Genomic DNA, 21,258 nt, shown 5'->3' with positions numbered 1-21,258 from the left:
TTGTGTGGTCCGTGCCTGCTGTGTATCTTGATCAGCCTTTGGCCGTTTGGGCGGTCACGACCCTATTTTTGGGATTGGCCCCACGAGGCGAATCCGACGTTATCTAAATAAAAAATTGAGGAGCACATCGATGCGCGTAATTCTGCTGGGAGCTCCCGGGGCCGGTAAGGGTACTCAGGCTAAGTTCATCACCGAAAAATTCGGCATCCCGCAAATCTCCACCGGCGACATGCTGCGTGCTGCCGTCAAAGCCGGCACCGAGCTGGGCCTGATCGCCAAGAGCGTGATGGACAGCGGCGGCCTGGTGTCCGATGACCTGATCATCAATCTGGTCAAAGAGCGCATCAGTCAGGCTGACTGTGCCAACGGTTTCCTGTTCGACGGCTTCCCGCGCACCATTCCGCAGGCCGAAGCACTGGTCAAGGCCGGTGTCGAGCTGGATCACGTGGTTGAAATCGCCGTCGATGACGAAGAAATCGTTCAGCGTATCGCCGGTCGTCGTGTACACGAGGCCAGCGGCCGCGTTTACCACACCGTCTACAACCCGCCGAAAGTGGCTGGCATAGACGACGTCACTGGCGAAGAGCTGGTGCAGCGCAAAGACGACACTGAAGAAACCGTGCGTCATCGTCTGTCGGTCTACCATGCCCAGACCAAGCCGCTGGTGGACTTCTACCAGAAGCTCGCCGACGCTCAAGGCAAGCCGAAGTACAGCCACATCGCTGGCGTTGGCTCCGTTGAAGCGATCACTGGCAAGGTGCTTGAAGCGCTGAGCCGATAAGTCTGATTTTGCTTTACGTTCAACGGCCCGCTTGCGGGCCGTTGTTGTTTATACTGGCGCACTTTTTTTCACTCTGACGGAAACATCGATGAGCACCTTGCTGGCCCTGGACACCGCGACTGAAGCTTGCTCCGTTGCCTTGCTGCATGACGGCAAGGTCACGAGCCATTACGAGGTGATCCCGCGTCTGCATGCGCAGAAGCTTTTGCCGATGATCAGGGATCTGCTGGCCGAGGCGGGGACTACTTTGCAGGCGGTCGACGCAATTGCTTTTGGCCGTGGGCCGGGTGCGTTTACCGGTGTGCGGATCGCCATCGGCGTGGTTCAGGGCCTGGCCTTTGCTCTGGAGCGTCCGGTGTTGCCGGTCTCGAATCTGGCGGTGTTGGCTCAACGTGCATTTCGCGAGCATGGCGCAAGCCAGGTCGCTGCGGCCATCGATGCACGAATGGATGAGGTGTATTGGGGCTGCTACCGCGAAACGGCCGGCGAAATGCGCCTGGTCGGCGCTGAAGCGGTACTGCCACCCGAGGTGGCAGCCTTGCCGGCCGATGCCAATGGCGAGTGGTTTGGCGCGGGTACCGGTTGGGGTTATGCCGAGCGGATTGCGGTTAGCCTGACGGGGCAGGACGCGAGCATGCTGCCTCATGCCGAAGATTTGTTGACCCTGGCTCGTTTTGCCTGGGAGCGTGGTGAAGCGATTCCTGCTGACCAGGCGCAGCCGGTGTATCTGCGCGATAAAGTGGCGACGCCGAAAGCGCGGTAACAGCCAATAGGGTGGGCAAACTGTGCGATTTGTAGCAGCTGCCGCCAGGCTGCGTCCGGCCGCGCAGCGCTCGTAAATCCTGCTTCCACGGTTAACCTGAAAAACCGCGGTGCCTGATTTTACGAGCGCTGCGCGGCTGGACGCAGGCTTCGCCAGCTGCTACAGGGGATGTGTGAGCCTGCCAATCGTCAGGTTTGCCCAGCAATTTGCTCCCGCGTTTAAACCTTTTGCATTTTCTGTGCTCTAGTTATCACCAAGGCATTTGCTTAGTCGGCTAGGTGCCGCTAAATTGCCATCACTGATACCGAGCATGCATTTATGCGTATAGACGGCATTTCATCTCAGTCCTACCCCATCAAGCGCAAGCCTCGCAAAGGCAATGTGGTGGTGGACGACTCCCTTGAGGATGGCGAGATTGAACTTCAGTCCGATACGCCGCTCAGCGCACGCCCCCAAGCGTCGGCTGGTCGTACCAGCAATCTTCCCGCCCGCCAGCAAGACATGATTTTCCATCGCGCCATGAGCAAAAGCGTTGCCACAGCCTTGGCCAGCTACCTGACCACTGCCGGCTATGTCGAGTGGGACATGGAAGTGCTGGGGCTCGATCTGCACATTTGATGCTGCTCCCTTATTACCTCGGTTGTCCTTCCTGGAGCGAAAACGCCTGGCGTGAGTACCTGTACCCGCAAAGCGCACGGCCGACGGAGTTTCTCGGTTTGTATTCCCAAGTGTTCAACGCCGTGGAAGGCAACACCACCTTCTATGCGCGTCCCGCTGTCACGACGGTGCAGCGCTGGGCCGAGACCATGCCCGAGCACTTTCGCTTCACCGCCAAATTCCCGGGAGATATCAGCCACGGCGGCGACCTGCGCGAGCAATTGACCGCCGCCGAAAGTTTCCTGCAATTGCTCAGCCCACTCGGTGCGCGCGTCTCACCGCTCTGGCTGCAATTGCCGGCAAGCTTTACACCGCAGCGTCTGGCGGAACTGGCCGGTTTTATCGATGGCCTGGAACGACCGCTGGCGGTTGAAGTACGGCATCGGGAGTTTTTCGCCAAAGGCGATGCCGAACGGATGCTCAACCGGCTTTTGCTCGACCGTGGCGTCGAGCGCATTTGCCTCGATCCGCGAGCCTTGTTCAGTTGCACCTCGAGCGATCCGTCGGTGCTGCATGCACAATCGAAAAAGCCCCAGGTGCCGCCACGTCCGGCAGCCTTCACCCAGTTCCCGCAGGTTCGCTTTATCGGTCATCCCGAGCTTGAGGCTAACGATCCGTTCCTGCTGCCATGGGTGGAGAAAATCGCGGTCTGGATCGAAGAGGGGCGCACGCCCTACATCTTTCTGCACACTGCCGATAATCGCCTGGCCGCCGAACTGGCGCGGCGTTTTCACACAAAGCTAATGGCACGTTTGCCTGGCTTGCCGGCGTTGCCTGAGCTATACAGAGAGCCCGCCGCGGAGCAACTCGGCTTGCTCTGAGGTGGACCAATCCCCTCTTCAGGAGCGAGCAAATGGATGCGCAAACCCTTCGTGCCCAGACTTTCAAGGCACTTCATGAGCGTGACAGCGCTTTCGTGATTCCCAATCCATGGGACGCCGGTTCGGCAAAAATGCTCGCCAGTCTTGGCTATACGGCCTTGGCGACCACCAGTGCCGGTTTTGCATTTTCTCGAGGCCGTCCGGACGGTGCGTTGTCCCTGGACGACACCCTTGAAAACGTCCAGGCGATTGTTGGCGCAACGGATCTCCCGGTCGCGGTCGACCTGGAAAATGGCTTCTCCGACAGCCCTAAGGGTTGCGCCGAGACGATCCTGCGCGCGGCGGCTGCCGGTGTGGTCGGTGGCTCGATTGAAGATGCCACGGGCCATGAGGACGATCCCATCTATTCCTTTGTACATGCTGTCGAGCGGATCGAAGCGTCGGTTGCGGCGGCGCGCAGTCTGCCATTCCCGTTCATGCTGACGGCCCGCGCGGAGAACCTCTTGCATGGCAAGCTTGACCTGCCAGACACCATTCGCCGCTTGCAGGCATTCGCCGAAGCAGGAGCCGATGTGCTTTATGCCCCGGGGCTGCGCACGCAAGAAGAGATCCTTGCAGTGGTCCGGGCCGTGGCGCCCAAACCGGTCAATGTGTTGATGTCCGGTGGTGTCCATCTCACGGTGGCGCAGCTGAGCGACATGGGGGTCAAACGTATCAGTGTCGGTTCTGCGCTGGCGCGTGCGGCCTATGGCGCGTTTTATACCGCCGCTCAGGAAGTTCACGGACGCGGTACCTTTGACTTTGCCGACCATGCCATGCCGTTCGGGCAGATCAATCAACTGTTCAAAGGCTGATTAGCCAGCAGTTGTCGTGCAGTTTCTGACAGTGTCCGGGGCTTGAGTTTCAGGCGGCCAGGCGCAGGTTTTGCAGGATCAGCGGGCGTGCCCAGCCGTTATCGAAGTCGAATTGTTTCTGTTGTTCGGCAAGTTCTGCTGGCAGATACGGGATCGCCGGTTTGTCCAGCAGGTCGAGCTCGAACTCGGCAATCGGCAGGTGCAGCGGGCGGGGTTGCGGCGCCGGGCCGGGTTCGGGCAGTGGTTGGCCGGCGTTCAGCACGATTGGGCGAACCCAACCGCTCTCGAAGTCCTGTTGCTTTTGTTGCGCGGCGATTTCTTCCGGTGGGAACGGGATGGCCGGCTTGTCCGCCAGGTCCATTTCGAACTCGGCAATCGGCAGGAACAACGGCTCTGGCGGGTGGATCCGGGTGTCCTGAACATCGCAATGACGTTGCGTAACGATCTGCGTGAGCAGATCAGTGCCACCGCTTGGCTCGATCGGGCCATCAACCGCAACCAACGTTTTTTCGCCAGCAACACTCGTCGCATCGCCCACCTGGTCGGCTAATGCCCGGGCAAAGAAATCCTGCCACAGGTGACTGACGCCGCTCAGTGCTTGGGAGTTGCGCAGGCTGTAGTCGCCGTAGGGCGAGATAAAGCCTGTGATTGTGCTTTGAATGTCTGACATTTCTCTCGGTCGACGCTCAGCTCTGGCAAAATACCTGATAGTTCTTTTATCGGCAGTTTTTGCCGATCATTAATTTTTTGAGCGTGTTTCCCCATGAGTGAGCAACCAGCGGCCTGCCGCATCAAAGTCCAGGCGCTAGCCGGAGCGTCTGCCGCGCAAGCGGAGCAATGGGCCGAGCGACTCGGTTTGCCATTGCTGATGGACGATGCCGAGTTCGCATTACAGGTCACCGAGCAGGGCTTGCAGCTGCAACAGCTCGGTCCGGATGCACCGGGACCGGTACGGGTGGACTTCGTTGAGGGCGGTGCTGCCCATCGGCGGCTGTATGGCGGCGGCAGTGGCCAGATGATCGCCAAGGCAGTCGGTGTAGCCCAAGGCGTGCGCCCGCGGGTGCTGGATGCCACGGCAGGGCTTGGCAAGGATGCATTTGTGCTGGCCAGTCTGGGGTGCGAAATGAGTCTGATCGAGCGCCAGCCATTGATCGGCGCGTTACTGGAAGATGGTCTGGCCCGTGGGCTTCAGGACTTTGAGGTGGCGCCTATTGTCTCGCGCATGCACTTGCTCAAAGGCAACTCGATCGAGGTCATGCGCAACTGGGAAGGGGAGCCGCCGCAGGTGATCTATCTGGACCCGATGTTCCCGCATCGTGAGAAAACTGCGCTGGTGAAGAAGGAAATGCGTTTGTTCCGACCGCTGGTCGGCGATGATCCTGATGCGCCGGCCTTGCTTGAAGCCGCATTGGCGCTGGCCAGCCACCGAGTCGTCGTCAAGCGCCCGCGCAAGGCGCCTTGCATTGAGGGGCCGAAGCCCAGCCATGCGCTGGACGGTAAATCCAGCCGCTACGATATCTATCCGAAGAAAGCGCTCAAGGCGTAGGCGCCTGCTGATCGTTCCCACGCTCCTGCGTGGGAACGCCTCACTGGACGCTCTTGAATGTGACGCGCAGCGTCACGGGCGGCATTCCCACGCAGAGCGTGGGAACGATCATCAGCAGGCGACAAAGAACTCTTGCTCAAACCCGATAAGCCCGCATAAACAACTCCACCACTTCCCGCACATGCGCCTCGGCGGCTTCATCGCTCAGGGGCGCGCCGCAGCCGTAGAGCAGGCGAAAATTCGCTGCGCCCTTGAGCAGACAGAAAAAATGCTCGGCGGCGTTGAGTGGTTTATCGATGCTCAAAGCGCCGACCTGATCGATCTTCGTCAATAGCCGTTCCATGCCCTGCAGCATGCGCTGCGGTCCGGCCTCGAAAAAAATCTGCGAGAGCTTCGGGTCCTGGCTGCCCAGGGCCATGATCAAACGGTGCAGGTTCACCGATTCGTCGCTGTTGATCAGCAAGTGAAAGCGGCGCGCGATGTTCAGCAGCACATTTTCGATTGGCATGCCGTCCGGCAGCTCGAAGAACAGCGTCGGCAGTTGCTCCTCGCACTTGGCCACCACGGCTGCGGAGAACAGCGTCTCCTTGTCGTTGAAGTGGCTGTAGACCGTGAGTTTCGATACACCGGCCGCTGCCGCGACCGCATCCATGCTGGTGTTCGCATAGCCATTGCTCAGAAACAGATTTTTCGCCGCATCGAGGATGGCCTGGCGCTTTGCCAGGTCTTTAGGGCGGCCGGGACCGCTGGGTGCAGCAAGAGTGTTAGACATTCTTCGCTTTTAATACTGGACTGGTGAGTTTGCTATTAATAACATACTGGTCAGTATAATTATTCAGAGCACCATTAGCGAAAGGTCCTTCACCATGTTCCGCCATGCCTTGTCCCTCGCGTTGCCAGTCAGTCTGGCCTTTTTGTTGTCTGCGTGCGGTCATGAAGAGCCAGCGCAAATCACCGTGCGTCCGGCCATGGTGGTTCAGCCAGAGCCTTCGGCCCAGGCAATGGACAGTTATCCCGGTGAAGTCCGCGCGCGTTACGAGCCGGATCTGGCGTTCCGTATCGGCGGCAAAGTCAGCCGACGACTGGTCGAAGAGGGTGAGCGGGTCAAGGCCAACCAGCCATTGGCAGAGCTCGATCCCCAGGACGTGCGCCTGCAACTGGAAGCGACTCGTGCGCAACTCGCAGCAGCCGAGGCCAATCTGAACCTGGTGCACGCCGAACGTGACCGTTACAAGACCTTGATGGACCGGCAGATGGTCAGCCGCTCGCAGTACGACAATTCAGAAAACCTGTACCGCGCTGGCGTTGCACGGCTCAAGCAGGTCAAGGCCGAGTTTGATGTTTCCAACAATCAGGCCAGCTACGCCGTACTGCGTGCACCACAGGATGGCGTGGTCGCCAGGCGCGCGGTCGAGGTCGGGCAAGTGGTGTCGGCCGGGCAGACGGTCTTCACGCTGGCCGCCGATGGCGAGCGGGAAGTGCTGATCAGCCTGCCGGAACAGAACGTTGGCCGCTTCAAGGTCGGTGAGGACGTTTCGGTGGAGCTGTGGACGCAACCGGGTCAGCAATTCGCCGGGCGTATTCGCGAACTGTCACCGGCCGCCGATCCAAAGTCCCGGACCTTTGCCGCCCGCATCACCTTCACCGCCGGTAAAGTTGCGGCCGAACTCGGCCAGAGTGCCCGGGTATTCATTCAGGCCGCGGGTGTCGTGCCGCTGTCGGTGCCGCTCTCGGCACTCACCGCAGAAAACGGCGCGACCTACGTCTGGGTCGTCGGCGCCAACAATACCCTCAAGCGTGCTCCGGTACGGGTTGGTGCATTCGGCGAAAAAACCGTGCCGGTCCTTGAAGGCCTGAACGCCAATGATTGGGTGGTGGCGGCGGGTGTGCACGTGCTTCACGAGGGCCAGCAAGTGCGTCCGGTGGATCGCTCCAATCGCGTGGTGAATCTGGCGGTCAAGGAGTAGTCCCCGATGGGTTTCAATCTTTCCGAATGGGCGCTGCGCAATCGCCAGATCGTGCTGTTCCTGATGCTGTTGCTGGCAGTCGTCGGCGCGTTGTCCTACACCAAGCTGGGCCAGAGCGAAGACCCGCCGTTCACCTTCAAGGCCATGGTGATTCGCACCAACTGGCCGGGTGCTACGGCTCAGGAAGTGTCGCGGCAAGTCACCGAGCGCATTGAAAAGAAGCTGATGGAAACCGGTGAGTACGAACGGATTGTCTCGTTCTCCCGCCCAGGCGAATCCCAGGTGACCTTCATGGCCCGGGACTCGATGCATTCCGCGCAGATCCCCGAGCTGTGGTACCAGGTCCGCAAAAAAATCAGCGATATCCGCCAGACCTTGCCGCCGGGTGTTCAGGGGCCGTTTTTCAACGATGAATTCGGCACCACCTTCGGCAATATCTACGCCTTGACCGGCAACGGTTTCGATTACGCGGTGCTCAAGGACTATGCCGATCGCGTCCAGATCCAGCTGCAACGGGTCAAGGATGTCGGCAAGGTCGATCTGTTGGGGCGCCAGGACGAGAAGATCTGGATCGAGCTGTCCAACGTCAAGCTGGCCACCCTCGGGCTGCCATTGGCCGCCGTACAGCAAGCCCTGGAAGAACAGAACGCGGTGTCCACCGCAGGCTTCTTCGAGACCTCAAGCGAACGCTTGCAATTGCGGGTCTCGGGGAGTTTTCAGACAGTACAAGAAATCAAGAACTTCCCGATCCGGGTCGGCGATCGCACATTCCATATCTCCGACGTCGCCGATGTTCACCGTGGCTTCAACGAGCCTGCGGCGCCGCGTATGCGCTTTATGGGCGACGACGCCATCGGCCTTGCTGTAGCGATGAAGGACGGCGGTGACATTCTGGTGTTGGGCAAGGCGCTGGAAGTCGAGTTTGCCCGCATCCAGAAGAATCTCCCGGCCGGAATGGAGTTGCGTAAAGTTTCCGATCAGCCGGCCGCGGTGAAAACCAGCGTCGGCGAATTCGTTCAGGTGTTGATCGAAGCGCTGGCGATTGTGTTGCTGGTGAGCTTCTTCTCCCTCGGTGTGCGCACCGGCATGGTGGTCGCCCTGGCGATTCCGCTGGTGCTGGCGATGACCTTCGCCACCATGTATTACCTGGGGATCGGCCTGCACAAGATTTCCCTTGGTGCGCTGGTACTGGCGTTGGGCTTGCTGGTGGACGACGCGATCATCGCCGTGGAAATGATGGCGATCAAAATGGAACAGGGCTACGACCGGCTCAAGGCCGCCAGCTATGCCTGGACCAGCACCGCGTTCCCGATGCTCACTGGTACGTTGATCACCGCCGCCGGGTTTCTGCCGATTGCCACTGCACAGTCGGGCACTGGCGAATACACCCGTTCGATCTTCCAGGTAGTGACCATCGCATTGCTGGCGTCGTGGATTGCCGCCGTGGTGTTCGTACCTTATCTCGGCGAAAAACTGCTGCCGGACCTTGCGAAGATTCATGCCGCCAAACACGGTACGGGCGGCGCTCATCCAGACCCTTATGGCACGCCGTTCTATCAACGGGTACGGCGGCTGGTGGAATGGTGCGTGCGTCGGCGCAAAACCGTCATTGGCCTGACCATCGTGCTGTTCGTGGCATCGGTGGTGCTGTTTCGCTTCGTGCCGCAACAGTTCTTTCCGGCGTCCGGGCGACTGGAGTTGATGGTCGACCTGAAGCTGGCCGAAGGTGCCTCGCTGAGCAACACCGCCGATCAGGTCAAGCGTCTGGAAGGCCTGCTCAAGGACCGCGCCGGCATCGACAACTATGTGGCCTATGTCGGCACCGGTTCGCCGCGTTTCTATCTGCCGCTGGATCAGCAACTGCCGGCGGCGAGCTTTGCGCAATTTGTCGTGCTGGCCAAGTCCATTGAGGATCGCGAAAGCCTGCGCAGCTGGCTGATTGAAACCCTCAACGAAAAATTCCCGGCCCTGCGTTCACGGGTCACGCGACTGGAGAACGGTCCTCCGGTTGGTTACCCGGTGCAGTTCCGGGTTACCGGCGAGCACATCGAAGAAGTCCGTGCGCTGGCGCGCAAAGTCGCGGCCAAGGTGCGTGAGAATCCCCATGTGGTCAACGTGCATCTGGACTGGGAAGAGCCGAGCAAGGTCATCTACTTGAACATCGATCAGGAGCGCGCACGGGCGTTGGGCGTTAGCACGGCGAACCTGTCGAAGTTTCTGCAAAGCTCGCTCACAGGTGTAAGCGTCAGCCAGTACCGCGAAGACAACGAGTTGATCGAGATTCTGTTGCGCGGCACGCCGCGTGAACGCACCGAACTGACCTTGCTACCAAGTCTCGCGGTGCCGACCGATAACGGTAAAAGCGTGGCCCTGTCGCAGATCGCGACGCTGGAATATGGCTTCGAAGAAGGCATTATCTGGCACCGCAACCGCTTGCCGAACGTGACGGTGCGTGCCGACATCTACGGGCAGGAGCAGCCAGCGAGCCTGGTCCAGCAAATTCTGCCGATCCTGGAACCGATTCGGGCGCAACTGCCGGACGGTTACTTGCTGGATGTCGGCGGAACGGTCGAAGACTCGGCCCGTGGGCAGAACTCGGTCAAGGCCGGCGTACCGTTGTTCGTTGTCGTAGTGCTGACCTTGCTGATGCTGCAACTGCGCAGTTTCTCCCGCACCGCGATGGTGTTTCTCACCGCACCGCTGGGGTTGATTGGCGTCACGTTGTTCCTGTTGGTGTTCCGCCAGCCGTTCGGTTTCGTGGCGATGCTCGGCACCATCGCGCTGTCCGGGATGATCATGCGTAACTCGGTCATTCTGGTGGACCAGATCGAACAGGACATCGCTGCCGGACTGCGGCCATGGCAAGCGATCATCGAGGCCACAGTGCGACGCTTCCGGCCAATCGTACTGACTGCACTGGCCGCCGTATTGGCGATGATCCCGCTGTCACGCAGCGTGTTCTTCGGACCGATGGCGGTGGCGATCATGGGCGGGCTGATTGTGGCCACAGCGCTGACGCTGCTGTTTTTGCCGGCGCTGTATGCGGCGTGGTTCAGGGTGAAGAAAGAGCAGGTCTGATCAAGCGGCACACATTGTGATCATTCCCACGCTCTGCGTGGGAATGCTGCCATGGACGCTCCGCGTCCGCTCTGTATGTGACGCAGAGCGTCACGGGATGCATTCCCGCGCGGGAGTGGGAACGATCAATGCTTGATTCTGTGTTTTCATTGTCTCAATTTTTATAAATATTGAGACAGTGTTGTGTTTGTGCTGTACTCAGAACTCAGTTTTTGGTGTTTTTGAGACAGTAATGGTCAAAAGTCCTCCCGCAAACCCGGACAGCGTTTTCGATCTGTTGGGGACCTCGCCCTACAAAGAAAAACTGCCTGACTATCTGGCATTGCTCAAGCCGCTGGATGATCAGGGGCGATACCTGCCGTTTGACGAGCTGCGTTATCGCTGGGCGCCAGGCCTTGATGCAACGTTGTGCTGGGCACTTGTCAAGAAAGCCCGCTCTGCTCAATATTCCAGCCTTCTGCCGTTGGGTGAACCCACCCAATGGGGCAAGTTCATTCTGACGCCGCTAGCGCACAAGACTCTTTCGACTGTCGACCGCCACGCGAGCACCGCTGCTCTGGAGTACATGACCAGCAGGATCGGTGAGCGAGCGCATTTCAACTATTTGCTCAATGATTTAATCGAAGACGAGGCCATCAGCAGCAGCCAGCTGGAAGGCGCGGCGACTACTACGTTGGTTGCCAAAGATATGCTCAAGCGCAACCGACTGCCGCGTACCCCGGATGAGCGGATGGTTATCGGCAACTACAAGATGATGATCTTTGCCTGGGACAAACGTCATGAGCCGCTGAGTGTCGAGCTGATCGCGCAGCTGCACCGGGTCGGTGTCGAGGGCATCGACGACGGACAATACTCACCGGGCGCATTCAGGGTCAATGACGAGGTTGTCGTTCAGGACGGCGAAGGCAATACGGTCCATACACCGCCACCGGCAGCGGGTATTCAGGCCAGGCTCCACACATTGTCGAATTGGATCAATCAATCCCACAATGACCCCACGCGCAACGATTACCTTCATCCGCTGATCAAGGGGATTGCCCTGCATTTTGCCCTCGGTTACGAACACCCTTTTCGTGATGGCAATGGCCGTGTGGCGCGGGCGTTGTTTTATTGGTTCATGTTCAAGAATGACTTCTCGGCATTCCGCTACATCTCCATCAGCATTCTGTTACGTAATGCGCCGGTGAAATATGGCCGGTCTTATTTGCATACCGAAACGGATGATCTGGATCTGACCTATTTCATCGACTACCAGTGCTCGGTGATTGTCCGTGCAGTGACCGGATTCACATCGGCTTATCAGAAGAGTCTGGCGTATGCCGAAGGGTTTGATCGATGGCTGGAGGAGTCCGGGCTTTTCAAGCAATTGAGCGAAAAACAACGGACTGTGTTTCAGGTGGCCAAAAGCGGTATGGCCAAGGAGTTCACGGCAGTGAATGTGAAGGAAAATCTGGATTGCTCGTACAACACGGCTTCGGCCACGCTGAATGGATTGGTAGAACTGAAAATTTTCGAGAAAAAGAAGCGGGGGCGAGAGTGGGCTTTCTTTCTGCGTGACACGCAGGACATCAAAAAGGCTTGGGCGTAGGCGCTGGCGAAGGTTGCGATCTTTTCGAGGTTTGAAGATCAAAAGATCGCAGGCCGCGCCAGCACCTACGGGCCGCGTAATCGCTCTTCGCTTTCTACAACGAACCAAACACCTTCTTCGCCAGACTGGTGGCCGCTGCCGCCGGGTTCTGGCGGATGGCGGCTTCTTGCTTGCCGATCATTTCGAACAGGCCATTGAGTGCCTGCTCCGTTACATAACCTTCGATATTGGCATTTTTCGCGTCGAGCACACCGAGGGTCGCGGCTTGGCCGGCGAAGGAGTTGTATTGTTTGGCCAGGCCGACCTGATCGGTTGCATGCTTGACGATTGGCAGGAACTTGACGCGAATTTGCTCGCGGCTGGTTTTGCTCAGGTATTGGGTCGCCGAATCCTTGCCGCCGCTGAGAATGCTTTTGGCATCGTCAACGCTCATCTTCTTCACGGCATCGACCAGCAACGCCTGGGCTTGCGGTACCGCAGCTTCAGCCGCTTTGTTCATGCTGGCTTCCAGTTCGTCGACCTGGGCACCCATGCCGAACTGCTTCATTTTCTTGGCAACCTTGCCCAGGTTGCCCGGCAACTCGATCTTCACGTCCGGGTTGTTGCTGAAACCGCCCGGAGTGCCCAGTTGTTTGACGGCGATCTGTGCGCCTTGGGTTAATGCATCCTTGAGCCCACCGGTGGCGTCTTTTTGCGAAAGATCACTCAGAGACAAGGCCAGCGCACTGGCGGAAATCAACAAGCCCGCACACAGGCCGGCGAAGCGAAGGGAAGGACGGAGCATGGCAGCTTCCTTAATCAAGAGAGGGAATTAACGTACTGCGTCGACGCGAATTTTCAACGGCTGTAGATCTTTGCCATTGAGTTGCACGCTGTGGTGTTCGGTTGTAATGAACCTTAGCTTGCCATCCACTTCAATGCGCGCACTGACCGAGTAGCGATGACCGGGTTTGACTTGCACCGGGTCATAGCTGAGGTGGAAGGGCAGAGGCACCTGGCCTTTGATCGGGCCACGCTGTTCGTCCACTACAACGGCAGGTGCGTCGGCGAGGGAAACATCCTGCAGGCTGACGCTCAGGATCGCCGTTGGCGGCAGGGCGATGCGTTGCAGGTAGAACACTTCGCCGTCGAGGCTGGCTTTGGGGGACGGATGCAGGGTCTGGCAGGCTCCGAGCAGGGCAGTGATGGCAAGTAAAGAGAATTTTTTCATCGGGATCTCCATATCGATGGCGCCAGAAGAAGACTGGCGCCTGAAACAATCTAGTCGGTTTGCTGCGGGGCATCGACCTGATCGGCCGCATCTTCACTGCGATGCAACGCTACCTGACGAATCGACAAGCGAATCTCCGCCGGCAATACACGCTTGGCCGCGCCTTCGGCCAGTTCGCCGAGCAGTTCGTGATAGCTCAGTTTGCCGGCCTCATCGCGACGTAGTACGTCGAGATCCAGCAGCGTTTGAATGAAGTGACGGAACAGGCTCTTGTCGAAGAATTCCGGCGCATTCAGGCCATGCAGGATCGACAGGCGCTGGGCCATGACGGTGCACAGGTCTTCCAGTTCTTCGGCGCTGATGCTGTTCTGGCCGCTGTTGAGCAGCAGCGAGATGGCCATGTAGAAGCGTTGCAGGGTCTGGGCGATGCTCCTGGACAACAAGGTCAGCAGCACAAAATGTCGCGAACTCGGTGCCGGGCGCAGATACAGCTCTTTCTCGAAGCGCAATAGACCTTGCTCGACGAACGCTTCCAGCCACTGATCGATCACTGCGTCCAGCTCTTCCAGCGACCAGCGGATGAACAGCTCCGATTGCAGGTACGGATACAGCGCGCGGGTGTAGCGCAGGATCTGCTCGCGACTCATGCGCGAGCTGCTCTGGAAGAAGCTCGCCAGCAGCGCCGGCAGGGCGAAGATATGCAGCACGTTGTTGCGGTAGTAGGTCATCAGGACGGCATTCTGCTCGTCCAGATAAAGGATCTTGCCCAAGGCGTCGCTCTGCTCGGAAAGCAGGTCCATGTCTTTCACATGCTTGATCAGCGCCCGGCCATCGCCTTGCGGCAACGTGGTATGCGGTGAATACGGCACGCGACGCAGCAGCGCCAGATAGAGGTCGAGAACCCGGGCCATAGCGCGGTCGTCGAGGGCCAGCCGGCTGGTGGAAAGCAGCGCCAACGCCACCAGATTGACCGGGTTGATCGCTGCCGCTTCGTTCAAATGCCGGGCCACACGCTCGCCAAGACGGTTGGTGGTTTCGTTCAGCCAGGCCGGACGGAACTGCGGACCCAACTCCTGGGAGCGCCAGTCCGGTTGTTCCTGGTCGAGGAATTCGGCCAGTTTGATCGGTTCGCCAAAGTTGACCGCAACCTGGCCGAATCGCTGCTTGAGCGCGCCGATGACCTTGAAGATGTCGAAGATCGATTCTTTTTTCTTGGTCGCTCCGCGCAACTCACCGAGGTAGGTCCGGCCTTCGAGAACCCGCTCGTAACCGATGTACACCGGGATGAAGACAATCGGCATCCGCGACGAACGCAGAAAGCTGCGCAGGGTGATGGCGAGCATCCCGGTCTTGGGTTGCAGCATGCGCCCGGTACGCGAACGCCCGCCTTCGACGAAGTACTCCACCGGAAAACCTTTGGTGAAGAGGGTGTGCAGGTATTCGTTGAACACTGAGGTGTAGAGCGGGTTGCCCTTGAAGGTGCGGCGCATGAAAAACGCCCCGCCACGGCGCAGCAGGCCGCCGATCACCGGCATGTTCAGGTTGATCCCGGCGGCGACGTGCGGCGGGGTCAGGCCGTTGCGAAACAGCAGATAGGACAGCAGCAGATAGTCGATATGGCTGCGGTGGCACGGCACATAGATCACTTCGTGACCCTGGGCGACGGCTTGCACGCCTTCGATGTGGTTGACCTTGATGCCGTCGTAGATCTTGTTCCAGAACCAGCTCAGCACTACTTCGAGAAAGCGGATCGCGGTAAAGGTGTAGTCCGAAGCGATTTCATTGCCATAGTGCAGCGCTTGAGCCTTGGCTTTCTCCGGGGAGATGTTCTCGCGTTCGGCTTCTTCGAGGATCGCCTGCTTGACCAACGGCTGATTCAGCAGGCCTTTGACCAGATTGCGCCGGTGGGAAATGTCCGGGCCGATCACCGCCGCTTTCAGGTTGCGAAAGTGCACCCGCAGGATGCGCTGGGCCATGCGCACGGTGCGCTCGTGGCCTTTATTGTGTTCGATCAGTTCGCGCAGATGGATGGGCGCGGAGAACTGCACGCGGGTCTTGCGTCCCAGAATCATGATGCTCAACAGGCGGCGCAGACGCCCGGTGACGGCCCAGCTGTCGGCGAACAGCAGCTTCCAGGGGCTCGATTCGCTGTCCGGGGATTGGCCCCAGAATACGCTGACCGGGATGATTTGCGCGTCTTGTGCGGCGTTCTGACTCAAGGCGCTGACCAGTCGGGTCAGTACCGGCGGCGCGCCGCGCTTGTCCTGGCGGCCAAGCCAGTCGGGTTCCGGCGTCAGGTAGAAGAATGCGGCAGGTTCCAGCAGATTGCCCACCGATGCCGGCAACACCGGGCGCGGCAGACCGGCCTTGCCGCATTCAGTGTCGAGCACGGCCAGATCGGTCAGCGATGGGTTTTGCAGGACGTAGAACACCGGACGACTGCGGTCGAGTTTGAGGGTGAAGGACGACTGATTGATCGTCTCCGAGCGAACCCAGAGGTACAACAGTCGGCGCAAGGCGCCAAACACAAGACGGCGGAACGGGGAGCGGGTCATACGGCTTCTGCATGAGTTAAAAAAACCGAGCAGGTGCTCGGGGTCGGTAGTGTGCCGTATTCACCGAAAATCGGCAAAAAAGCGGGAAAGCAAACTTCAATCGAGGGTTTTTATACCGGTCTTGCACTTGATCCCGTTTACCGCAGTATCCGGATCCTGTGTGACAGGCATAAAAAAATCCGGAATCTTTGGCGGATTCCGGATTTTTCGGTGGCTTGTATGGCGTTGGAAACTTTGACGGTTACAGCAAAAACTTCGCGAAATTCACGCCTGTACCGGCCGGGCGCACGTCTTCAAGGAAGGCGTCCTTGTCGGCGCTCAACTCCAGGCTCACGGTAGATTTGCGTTTGCCCTGGTTGCGCACCACCAGGCCTTCCATTTTCTCGCGCAGGAACACCGTCGGCACTTTCAAGTGCAGCAACTGATCGGTGCTCGGGGTGTGCAGCAACAAGTGAATCCACTCGTACTGACCGATGGCCAGGCGGCTGAGGGGAATATCGAACCACCAGATGTTCTTGTTGCGGTTCAGTTCGGTGAAGTGGCAGTTATTGACGCCCAGCACGGCACCGCCGAGTTCCTGGTTTCTGCGGGCAATGGCCTGCGCTTTATTGAGTTTCATAACATTCCTACGGGTTGGATCTTCAGCGCCACGGCCTGAATACGTTGCGCATTCTCGGGGGTTGAGGGGTAAACATAAAGCCAAACCTGCGCACGGCGATGAAATGACGTAATGAAAACAGATGAAACTCTGCGCAATGGCTGCGGGTCAATCTTTACGCCATGACGCTTGGCCTCTGTTTCTAGTGGTAGAAATACCTTGAGTAGCGCCGGCGATGTTTGTGTCGGGCATTGGCGGTCAAACAACGAATTTGTTTCGAAGCGGTCAACTAAGCTACTTTGATGTAGAAAATGGCCTCTGAGTCGCCACCGACTTCAACCCTTATGCGGCGAAAGGAGACGCTATGATTTTTCCGGATTTGAAAGGCTTGCCCCTGCATCGCGTGATGATGCGCACGGTGACGGAGTTCATTAACGACGAGATGTCGACTTATGCTTCGGCACTTGCCTATCAGATGCTGTTCTCGATGTTTCCCTTCCTGCTGTTTCTCATCGCCCTGATCGGTTTCCTGCACCTGCCGGACTTCTTCTCCTGGCTGCGTCTGCAATCGGAACTGGTGCTGCCGCCCCAGGCCCTTGAACAAGTGAACCCGGTGATCGACCAGCTCCAGCAATCCAAGGGCGGGCTGCTCTCGGTGGGTATCGTGATCGCGCTGTGGACTGCGTCCGCCGGCGTGCGGCTGATGATGAGCGCCATGAACGCCGCTTACGACGTGGTCGAAGGGCGCCCGATATGGAAGCGCTTCCCGCTGTCGATTTTCTACACCATCGGCATCGCCGGGATGCTCCTGGTCGCCGCCGCGTTGATGGTCATGGGCCCGAAAGTGATGGGCTGGCTGGCGGGGCAAATCGGCATGGAGGACTTTGTCGTCACAATCTGGACCATTCTGCGCTGGCCGTTGGTCGTCTTGCTGCTGATGGTCTCCGTGGCATTGATGTATTACGCCATGCCGGACGTGAAACAGAAATTCCGCTTGATCACCCCGGGATCGGTGCTGGCGGTGGTGGTGTGGATCATCGCCTCTCTGGGTTTTGGCTATTACGTGAAAACCTTCACCGATTACAACGCCATGTATGGCAGTATCGGTGCGATCATCGTGTTGCTGCTGTACTTCTATATTTCTGCGGCGGTGCTGTTGCTCGGCGCGGAAATGAACGCGACGATCGATCACATGTCGACCCAAGGCAAGCAACCTGGCGAGAAGGACTTCAACGGGGACGACGAAAAACAACACGTTTCGGGATTGGGACGGGATCACTCGCTCAAGCCGACCACTGACGAAGCCTGAACATGATCCGTGAAATTCTGAAAATGGGTGATGAGCGCCTGCTGCGCATTGCCCCGCCGGTGCCGTCCGGGATGTTCGACAGCCCGGAACTCTGGCAGTTGATCGATGACATGTTCCAGACCATGGAACATGTGGGTGGCGTTGGCCTGGCCGCGCCGCAGATTGGCGTCGACCTGCAACTGGTGATCTTCGGCTTCGAGCACAGTGAACGCTATCCGGAGGCGGAAGCCGTACCGCAGACCATTCTGATCAATCCGCTGATTACACCCTTGGGTCCGATGCTCGAAGAAGGCTTCGAAGGCTGTCTGTCGGTGCCGGGTTTACGCGGTGCGGTGGAACGTTATCAACAGATTCGCTATGAAGGTTTCGACCCCAAGGGTGAGCCGATCGTGCGCATCGCCTCAGGTTTCCATGCGCGTGTCGTGCAACACGAATGCGATCACCTGGTCGGCCGGTTGTACCCATCGCGAATCAGCGATTTCAGCAAGTTTGGTTTTATCGAGGTGATGTTCCCGGATATGGATCCTGCAGCGGACGAGTAGGAGCGAGCGGTGCGGCGATCCGACTTGCCCGCGATGGGCGCTACGCTTATCTCGGCTATTCCCCGGATTGACGAAGCACAACATCAGTCGATCCGACTCCGAACCAACCCATGGCGATCAGGGGTTTGCTGCGAGCGTAGCGAGCCAGACGATCGGTCAGGGACTGCGGCAGCTGCGGACCCAGGGAAAATCCCAGCCCCTCGTAGAACGGTTGCAGATCCGGATGGCAGAACAGCCAGACCGGCCCATCGACGTGCGCCATGGCATGTTCGACCAACCGCGTGGCAATCCTTTGGCCCCGGCCTGCCGGATCGACAAACAACCCGGTCAACCAATGCCCTTGGGCAACCGCTGTCAGGCACAACCCAGCGATGATTTGCCCCCGCCTGGCTACCCATAATTGCCCTTCGCTGGCAGCGCGCATCGGCGAATTGTGCGTTCGATAGAACTTGTTCAGCAGAGGGCGCAGCGGCTCGGCAAGCAGGCTGAAATGTAGGTCTGGCATGGCTTGAGATAAGGTCTATGAAAAGCTATGAAGGGCGCAGAAGGGTAAAAAATTATAAATCGCTGAAATAAAACGCTGCTGCGCAATAGGTGTTATACCTCATGTTACATCCCATATGAGTGGAGCGTGCATCATGGCCAAAGGCATGGAATCAAAGAAAGCAGCAAAGAAAAAACCAGCAAAAACCGCCGATGAAAAACGCGCAGACAAAAGAGCCAAGAAGGTCGGCGTGTTCGGCCACTGAGCCATCTTCAACGGAGCCCGGCAATCGGGCTCCGCTTTCACTTCTAAGTAAATAACCAATCGATCTACAAGATTTCCCTGCGCTAATGCACAGAAGGGGATGAAGCCGACGTTCGTCTGTTGGCTGGGTCCCTGCTCTGAGCCAAGCCATGTCCAATTATCTTGATCTCGCCCAACAAAAAGAAATCGATACCCTGCGTCTTAGCCTGACAGGGCGGACGGAATGGCCGACCTGGCTGTTGCTGGTTGGCGTCTACGGCGCCTGGTTTGGCGTGCTGCTGGCCAGCCCGGCGCTGGGGTTGTGGCTGAGCACAGCGCTGCTGATTCCCATCGTGGTGCTGTGGATGTCGGTGCAGCACGAACTGTTGCATGGGCATCCAACGCGTTTTACCTGGCTGAATAAAATTCTCGGTTATGCGCCGTTGGCGGTCTGGTATCCCTACACGCTGTACCGCGACAGCCATTTGCTGCACCACCGTGACGAAGACCTGACGTTGCCCGGTCGCGACCCGGAAAGCCGTTACCTGAGCCGACACCAATGGCAGGCCAGCTCGCAGTTCGAGCGTAGCCTGCACTGGCTGAACAAGACCGTGCTCGGTCGTCTGTTATTGGGAGCACCGCTGGCATTGCTGGCGCTGGCGAGGGAAGAGTTGCAGCGCTTGCGTCGAGGCCAGCGAGAGGCTTGGCTGATGTGGCTGACCCATGGCGCGCTGACCCTGCTGATGCTGGGTTTCATCGCCCGTTACAGCGTGGTGCCGGTCTGGCATTACCTGTTGCTGATCAGCGTGCCGGCGTTGTCGGTGGCGATGATCCGTTCCTGCTATGAACACCGTCCGTATGCGCAAGCCGAGCAACGCACGGTGATCAATGAAGCGGCGTGGCCCTGGACCTGGCTGTTTCTCAATCTGAATCTGCATCTGGTGCATCACGACCTGCCGGGGTTGCCCTGGTATTACTTGCCCAGGGTGTACCGTGCCCGGCGCGCACAATGGTTGGCGCGCAGTGGCGGATTTCTGGTGCGAGGTTATGGTGAGCTGTTTCGTCGACATGGGCTGGCGGCGGTAGACAGCCCGGAGCATCCGTTTGATTGATTTTGATTGCGAGACGCAAATCTCCCGTAGCAGCTGGCGAAGCCTGCGTTCGGCCGCGCAGCGGTCGTAAAATGGACTATCACATTTTTCAGAAAAACCGAGCTGTTCGATATGCGACCGCTGCGCGGCCGGACGCAGCCTGGCGGCAGCTGCTACCGGATGCTGTGCCGCATTGGAAATAGGAGCCTGACAATGCCCACCTGCTACGCAGAACTACCGATGTACGTCGCACCCGAGCAGGTGCGCCAGGCCAACGAACAATGGCTGACCCGTATTCTGGAACGGCTCGGCGTTGCCCGTCGCAGTGCCGAAGGTCTGGAGCTGATGCAGCTCTGGCTCGCCCCGCAATTGCTGTTGACCCAAACCTGTGGTTATCCGCTGATGACTGCTTTGCGCGGGCGGGTTCGGGTTATTGGCCGACCTTGCTTTGACCTGCCGGACAGCTGCGACGGCAACCATTGCAGCCTGCTGCTGACCCGTGCCGATGAGCCGCGCCAGACCTTGCCGGAGCTGTTTGGCAGTCATGGCGTGATCAATGGCGAGGACTCCAACAGCGGCATGAACCTGCTGCGCCACCGGCTTGCACCGCTGCAACAGGACGGCCGGTTTTTCTCCCGTGTCTCCATCAGCGGCAGCCACCGTGAGAGCTTACGCTGGTTGCGTGAGTGCAAGGCTGATCTGGCGGCCATCGACAGTGTCACCTTTGCCTATCTGGCGCGTTATGCCGAAGAAGACGTCTCGGGATTGCGGGTGGTGGCGCGCAGTGCGTTCAGCCCGACCTTGCCGTATATCGGTGTCGCAGGGCTGACTGATGAACAGGCCGAGCGGATTCGTGAAGTGATGAATCTGACTTTGCGGGAGTTGCCCGACGTGGCTGAAACCCTTGGGTTGCGGGAAGTGTTGCCGGCATCTGAAGGCGACTACCAGGTTCTTCTCGACTATCAGCAAGAGGCTGAAGAGCTTGGTCTGGCTCGCCTGCGTTGATTGTTTTGAGATTTTTCGCGGGCAAGTCGGATCGCCGCCCGCTCGCTCCTACAAAAGCAGCGCCAATCCCCATCATGGTGTGATTGACCTGTAGGAGCGAGCGGGCGGCGATCCGACTGGCCCGCGATGACGATGGATCAGGCGATAAACATCTCACGTCCTTAAA

20 protein-coding genes are annotated in these 21,258 nt (G+C 58.7%); 13 read left to right on the top strand and 7 right to left on the bottom strand.

What is annotated here, in order from left to right; genetic code table 11:
- Positions 1 to 130: 130 nt before the first annotated feature.
- The 5 genes from adk to AC07W5_RS09320 all read left to right on the top strand — a co-directional run bounded on the left by adk (position 131) and on the right by AC07W5_RS09320 (position 3,876).
- Positions 131 to 781: an adenylate kinase gene (gene adk / locus AC07W5_RS09340; RefSeq protein WP_494992664.1), complete on the top strand. Its 651-nt coding sequence runs from the start codon at positions 131 to 133 to the stop codon at positions 779 to 781.
- An 88-nt stretch (positions 782 to 869) separates the two neighbouring features.
- Complete coding sequence (tsaB, locus tag AC07W5_RS09335; RefSeq protein ID WP_494992665.1) at positions 870 to 1,544, top strand: tRNA (adenosine(37)-N6)-threonylcarbamoyltransferase complex dimerization subunit type 1 TsaB; 675 nt, start codon at positions 870 to 872, stop codon at positions 1,542 to 1,544.
- 318 nt (positions 1,545 to 1,862) lie between these two features.
- The gene (locus AC07W5_RS09330) at positions 1,863 to 2,162 is read left to right on the top strand and encodes a hypothetical protein (protein ID WP_495023247.1); all 300 of its coding nucleotides are present in this window, start codon (positions 1,863 to 1,865) and stop codon (positions 2,160 to 2,162) included.
- Complete coding sequence (locus tag AC07W5_RS09325; RefSeq protein WP_495023246.1) at positions 2,162 to 3,022, top strand: DUF72 domain-containing protein; 861 nt, start codon at positions 2,162 to 2,164, stop codon at positions 3,020 to 3,022. Before AC07W5_RS09330 ends, AC07W5_RS09325 begins: the two co-directional genes overlap by 1 nt.
- 32 nt (positions 3,023 to 3,054) lie before the next feature.
- Complete coding sequence (locus tag AC07W5_RS09320; RefSeq protein ID WP_494992668.1) at positions 3,055 to 3,876, top strand: isocitrate lyase/PEP mutase family protein; 822 nt, start codon at positions 3,055 to 3,057, stop codon at positions 3,874 to 3,876.
- A gap of 49 nt (positions 3,877 to 3,925) precedes the next feature.
- On the opposite strand, the gene AC07W5_RS09315 is transcribed toward AC07W5_RS09320, so the two are convergent.
- Positions 3,926 to 4,546 carry an energy transducer TonB gene (locus tag AC07W5_RS09315; protein WP_495023245.1) on the bottom strand — a complete coding sequence of 207 codons (621 nt, stop codon included), beginning with the start codon at positions 4,544 to 4,546 and terminating at the stop codon, positions 3,926 to 3,928.
- Between the two features lie 93 nt (positions 4,547 to 4,639).
- On the opposite strand from AC07W5_RS09315, the gene AC07W5_RS09310 reads away from it, so the two are divergent.
- Positions 4,640 to 5,422, top strand: coding sequence for a class I SAM-dependent methyltransferase (locus AC07W5_RS09310; protein WP_495023244.1), 783 nt, complete (start codon positions 4,640 to 4,642; stop codon positions 5,420 to 5,422).
- A gap of 136 nt (positions 5,423 to 5,558) precedes the next feature.
- Here AC07W5_RS09310 and AC07W5_RS09305 read toward each other — a convergent pair whose 3' ends face one another.
- Positions 5,559 to 6,194, bottom strand: a complete 636-nt coding sequence (locus tag AC07W5_RS09305) for a TetR/AcrR family transcriptional regulator (RefSeq protein ID WP_494992671.1) — start codon at positions 6,192 to 6,194, stop codon at positions 5,559 to 5,561.
- A 94-nt stretch (positions 6,195 to 6,288) separates the two neighbouring features.
- On the opposite strand from AC07W5_RS09305, the gene AC07W5_RS09300 reads away from it, so the two are divergent.
- The 3 genes from AC07W5_RS09300 (at position 6,289) to AC07W5_RS09290 (ending at position 12,055) form a co-directional block, all read left to right on the top strand.
- Positions 6,289 to 7,389 carry an efflux RND transporter periplasmic adaptor subunit gene (locus AC07W5_RS09300; protein WP_495023243.1) on the top strand — a complete coding sequence of 367 codons (1,101 nt, stop codon included), beginning with the start codon at positions 6,289 to 6,291 and terminating at the stop codon, positions 7,387 to 7,389.
- A gap of 6 nt (positions 7,390 to 7,395) precedes the next feature.
- Positions 7,396 to 10,467: an efflux RND transporter permease subunit gene (locus tag AC07W5_RS09295; RefSeq protein ID WP_495023242.1), complete on the top strand. Its 3,072-nt coding sequence runs from the start codon at positions 7,396 to 7,398 to the stop codon at positions 10,465 to 10,467.
- A 232-nt stretch (positions 10,468 to 10,699) separates the two neighbouring features.
- Positions 10,700 to 12,055 carry a Fic family protein gene (locus AC07W5_RS09290; RefSeq protein WP_495023241.1) on the top strand — a complete coding sequence of 452 codons (1,356 nt, stop codon included), beginning with the start codon at positions 10,700 to 10,702 and terminating at the stop codon, positions 12,053 to 12,055.
- A 94-nt stretch (positions 12,056 to 12,149) separates the two neighbouring features.
- On the opposite strand, the gene AC07W5_RS09285 is transcribed toward AC07W5_RS09290, so the two are convergent.
- From AC07W5_RS09285 to AC07W5_RS09270, 4 genes are all read right to left on the bottom strand, one after another.
- Positions 12,150 to 12,839, bottom strand: a complete 690-nt coding sequence (locus AC07W5_RS09285; RefSeq protein WP_495023240.1) for a DUF4197 domain-containing protein — start codon at positions 12,837 to 12,839, stop codon at positions 12,150 to 12,152.
- Between the two features lie 27 nt (positions 12,840 to 12,866).
- On the bottom strand, positions 12,867 to 13,265 hold the full coding sequence (locus AC07W5_RS09280) for a YbaY family lipoprotein (RefSeq protein WP_495023239.1): 399 nt from the start codon (positions 13,263 to 13,265) through the stop codon (positions 12,867 to 12,869).
- A 50-nt stretch (positions 13,266 to 13,315) separates the two neighbouring features.
- Positions 13,316 to 15,820, bottom strand: a complete 2,505-nt coding sequence (plsB, locus tag AC07W5_RS09275; protein ID WP_495023238.1) for a glycerol-3-phosphate 1-O-acyltransferase PlsB — start codon at positions 15,818 to 15,820, stop codon at positions 13,316 to 13,318.
- A 241-nt stretch (positions 15,821 to 16,061) separates the two neighbouring features.
- Complete coding sequence (locus AC07W5_RS09270; RefSeq protein WP_494992678.1) at positions 16,062 to 16,439, bottom strand: hypothetical protein; 378 nt, start codon at positions 16,437 to 16,439, stop codon at positions 16,062 to 16,064.
- A gap of 343 nt (positions 16,440 to 16,782) precedes the next feature.
- Here AC07W5_RS09270 and AC07W5_RS09265 point away from each other — a divergent pair, with 343 nt between their 5' ends.
- Together AC07W5_RS09265 and def are read left to right on the top strand one after the other, a co-directional pair.
- Complete coding sequence (locus AC07W5_RS09265; protein WP_494992679.1) at positions 16,783 to 17,727, top strand: YihY/virulence factor BrkB family protein; 945 nt, start codon at positions 16,783 to 16,785, stop codon at positions 17,725 to 17,727.
- Positions 17,728 to 17,729: 2 nt separating this feature from the next.
- A complete protein-coding gene (gene def, locus AC07W5_RS09260) occupies positions 17,730 to 18,269 on the top strand; it encodes a peptide deformylase (protein WP_494992680.1) in 540 nt (179 codons plus the stop codon).
- 55 nt (positions 18,270 to 18,324) lie between these two features.
- On the opposite strand, the gene AC07W5_RS09255 is transcribed toward def, so the two are convergent.
- Positions 18,325 to 18,774 (bottom strand): GNAT family N-acetyltransferase, encoded by a 450-nt coding sequence (locus AC07W5_RS09255; RefSeq protein WP_495023237.1) that lies wholly within the window; start codon positions 18,772 to 18,774, stop codon positions 18,325 to 18,327.
- Between the two features lie 392 nt (positions 18,775 to 19,166).
- Between AC07W5_RS09255 and AC07W5_RS09250 the strand changes: the two genes are divergently transcribed.
- Together AC07W5_RS09250 and AC07W5_RS09245 are read left to right on the top strand one after the other, a co-directional pair.
- On the top strand, positions 19,167 to 20,108 hold the full coding sequence (locus AC07W5_RS09250; RefSeq protein WP_495023236.1) for a fatty acid desaturase: 942 nt from the start codon (positions 19,167 to 19,169) through the stop codon (positions 20,106 to 20,108).
- Positions 20,109 to 20,300: 192 nt separating this feature from the next.
- Positions 20,301 to 21,092: a phosphate/phosphite/phosphonate ABC transporter substrate-binding protein gene (locus tag AC07W5_RS09245; RefSeq protein WP_495023235.1), complete on the top strand. Its 792-nt coding sequence runs from the start codon at positions 20,301 to 20,303 to the stop codon at positions 21,090 to 21,092.
- Positions 21,093 to 21,258: the final 166 nt, after the last annotated feature.

This window comes from Pseudomonas sp. GW821-FHT01E05 (genome assembly GCF_059422425.1).
Note: the sequence above shows the minus strand (reverse complement) of the source record. Positions and strands in the feature narration are given on the sequence as shown.

Excerpts from the sequence above, each read along its gene's own strand:
- adk (WP_494992664.1), top strand. The coding sequence starts at position 131 with ATGCGCGTAATTCTGCTGGGAGCTCCCGGGGCCGGTAAGGGTACTCAG.
- tsaB (WP_494992665.1), top strand. The coding sequence starts at position 870 with ATGAGCACCTTGCTGGCCCTGGACACCGCGACTGAAGCTTGCTCCGTT.
- AC07W5_RS09330 (WP_495023247.1), top strand. The coding sequence starts at position 1,863 with ATGCGTATAGACGGCATTTCATCTCAGTCCTACCCCATCAAGCGCAAG.
- AC07W5_RS09325 (WP_495023246.1), top strand. The coding sequence starts at position 2,162 with ATGCTGCTCCCTTATTACCTCGGTTGTCCTTCCTGGAGCGAAAACGCC.
- AC07W5_RS09320 (WP_494992668.1), top strand. The coding sequence starts at position 3,055 with ATGGATGCGCAAACCCTTCGTGCCCAGACTTTCAAGGCACTTCATGAG.
- AC07W5_RS09315 (WP_495023245.1), bottom strand. The coding sequence starts at position 4,546 with ATGTCAGACATTCAAAGCACAATCACAGGCTTTATCTCGCCCTACGGC.
- AC07W5_RS09310 (WP_495023244.1), top strand. The coding sequence starts at position 4,640 with ATGAGTGAGCAACCAGCGGCCTGCCGCATCAAAGTCCAGGCGCTAGCC.
- AC07W5_RS09305 (WP_494992671.1), bottom strand. The coding sequence starts at position 6,194 with ATGTCTAACACTCTTGCTGCACCCAGCGGTCCCGGCCGCCCTAAAGAC.
- AC07W5_RS09300 (WP_495023243.1), top strand. The coding sequence starts at position 6,289 with ATGTTCCGCCATGCCTTGTCCCTCGCGTTGCCAGTCAGTCTGGCCTTT.
- AC07W5_RS09295 (WP_495023242.1), top strand. The coding sequence starts at position 7,396 with ATGGGTTTCAATCTTTCCGAATGGGCGCTGCGCAATCGCCAGATCGTG.
- AC07W5_RS09290 (WP_495023241.1), top strand. The coding sequence starts at position 10,700 with ATGGTCAAAAGTCCTCCCGCAAACCCGGACAGCGTTTTCGATCTGTTG.
- AC07W5_RS09285 (WP_495023240.1), bottom strand. The coding sequence starts at position 12,839 with ATGCTCCGTCCTTCCCTTCGCTTCGCCGGCCTGTGTGCGGGCTTGTTG.
- AC07W5_RS09280 (WP_495023239.1), bottom strand. The coding sequence starts at position 13,265 with ATGAAAAAATTCTCTTTACTTGCCATCACTGCCCTGCTCGGAGCCTGC.
- plsB (WP_495023238.1), bottom strand. The coding sequence starts at position 15,820 with ATGACCCGCTCCCCGTTCCGCCGTCTTGTGTTTGGCGCCTTGCGCCGA.
- AC07W5_RS09270 (WP_494992678.1), bottom strand. The coding sequence starts at position 16,439 with ATGAAACTCAATAAAGCGCAGGCCATTGCCCGCAGAAACCAGGAACTC.
- AC07W5_RS09265 (WP_494992679.1), top strand. The coding sequence starts at position 16,783 with ATGATTTTTCCGGATTTGAAAGGCTTGCCCCTGCATCGCGTGATGATG.
- def (WP_494992680.1), top strand. The coding sequence starts at position 17,730 with ATGATCCGTGAAATTCTGAAAATGGGTGATGAGCGCCTGCTGCGCATT.
- AC07W5_RS09255 (WP_495023237.1), bottom strand. The coding sequence starts at position 18,774 with ATGCCAGACCTACATTTCAGCCTGCTTGCCGAGCCGCTGCGCCCTCTG.
- AC07W5_RS09250 (WP_495023236.1), top strand. The coding sequence starts at position 19,167 with ATGTCCAATTATCTTGATCTCGCCCAACAAAAAGAAATCGATACCCTG.
- AC07W5_RS09245 (WP_495023235.1), top strand. The coding sequence starts at position 20,301 with ATGCCCACCTGCTACGCAGAACTACCGATGTACGTCGCACCCGAGCAG.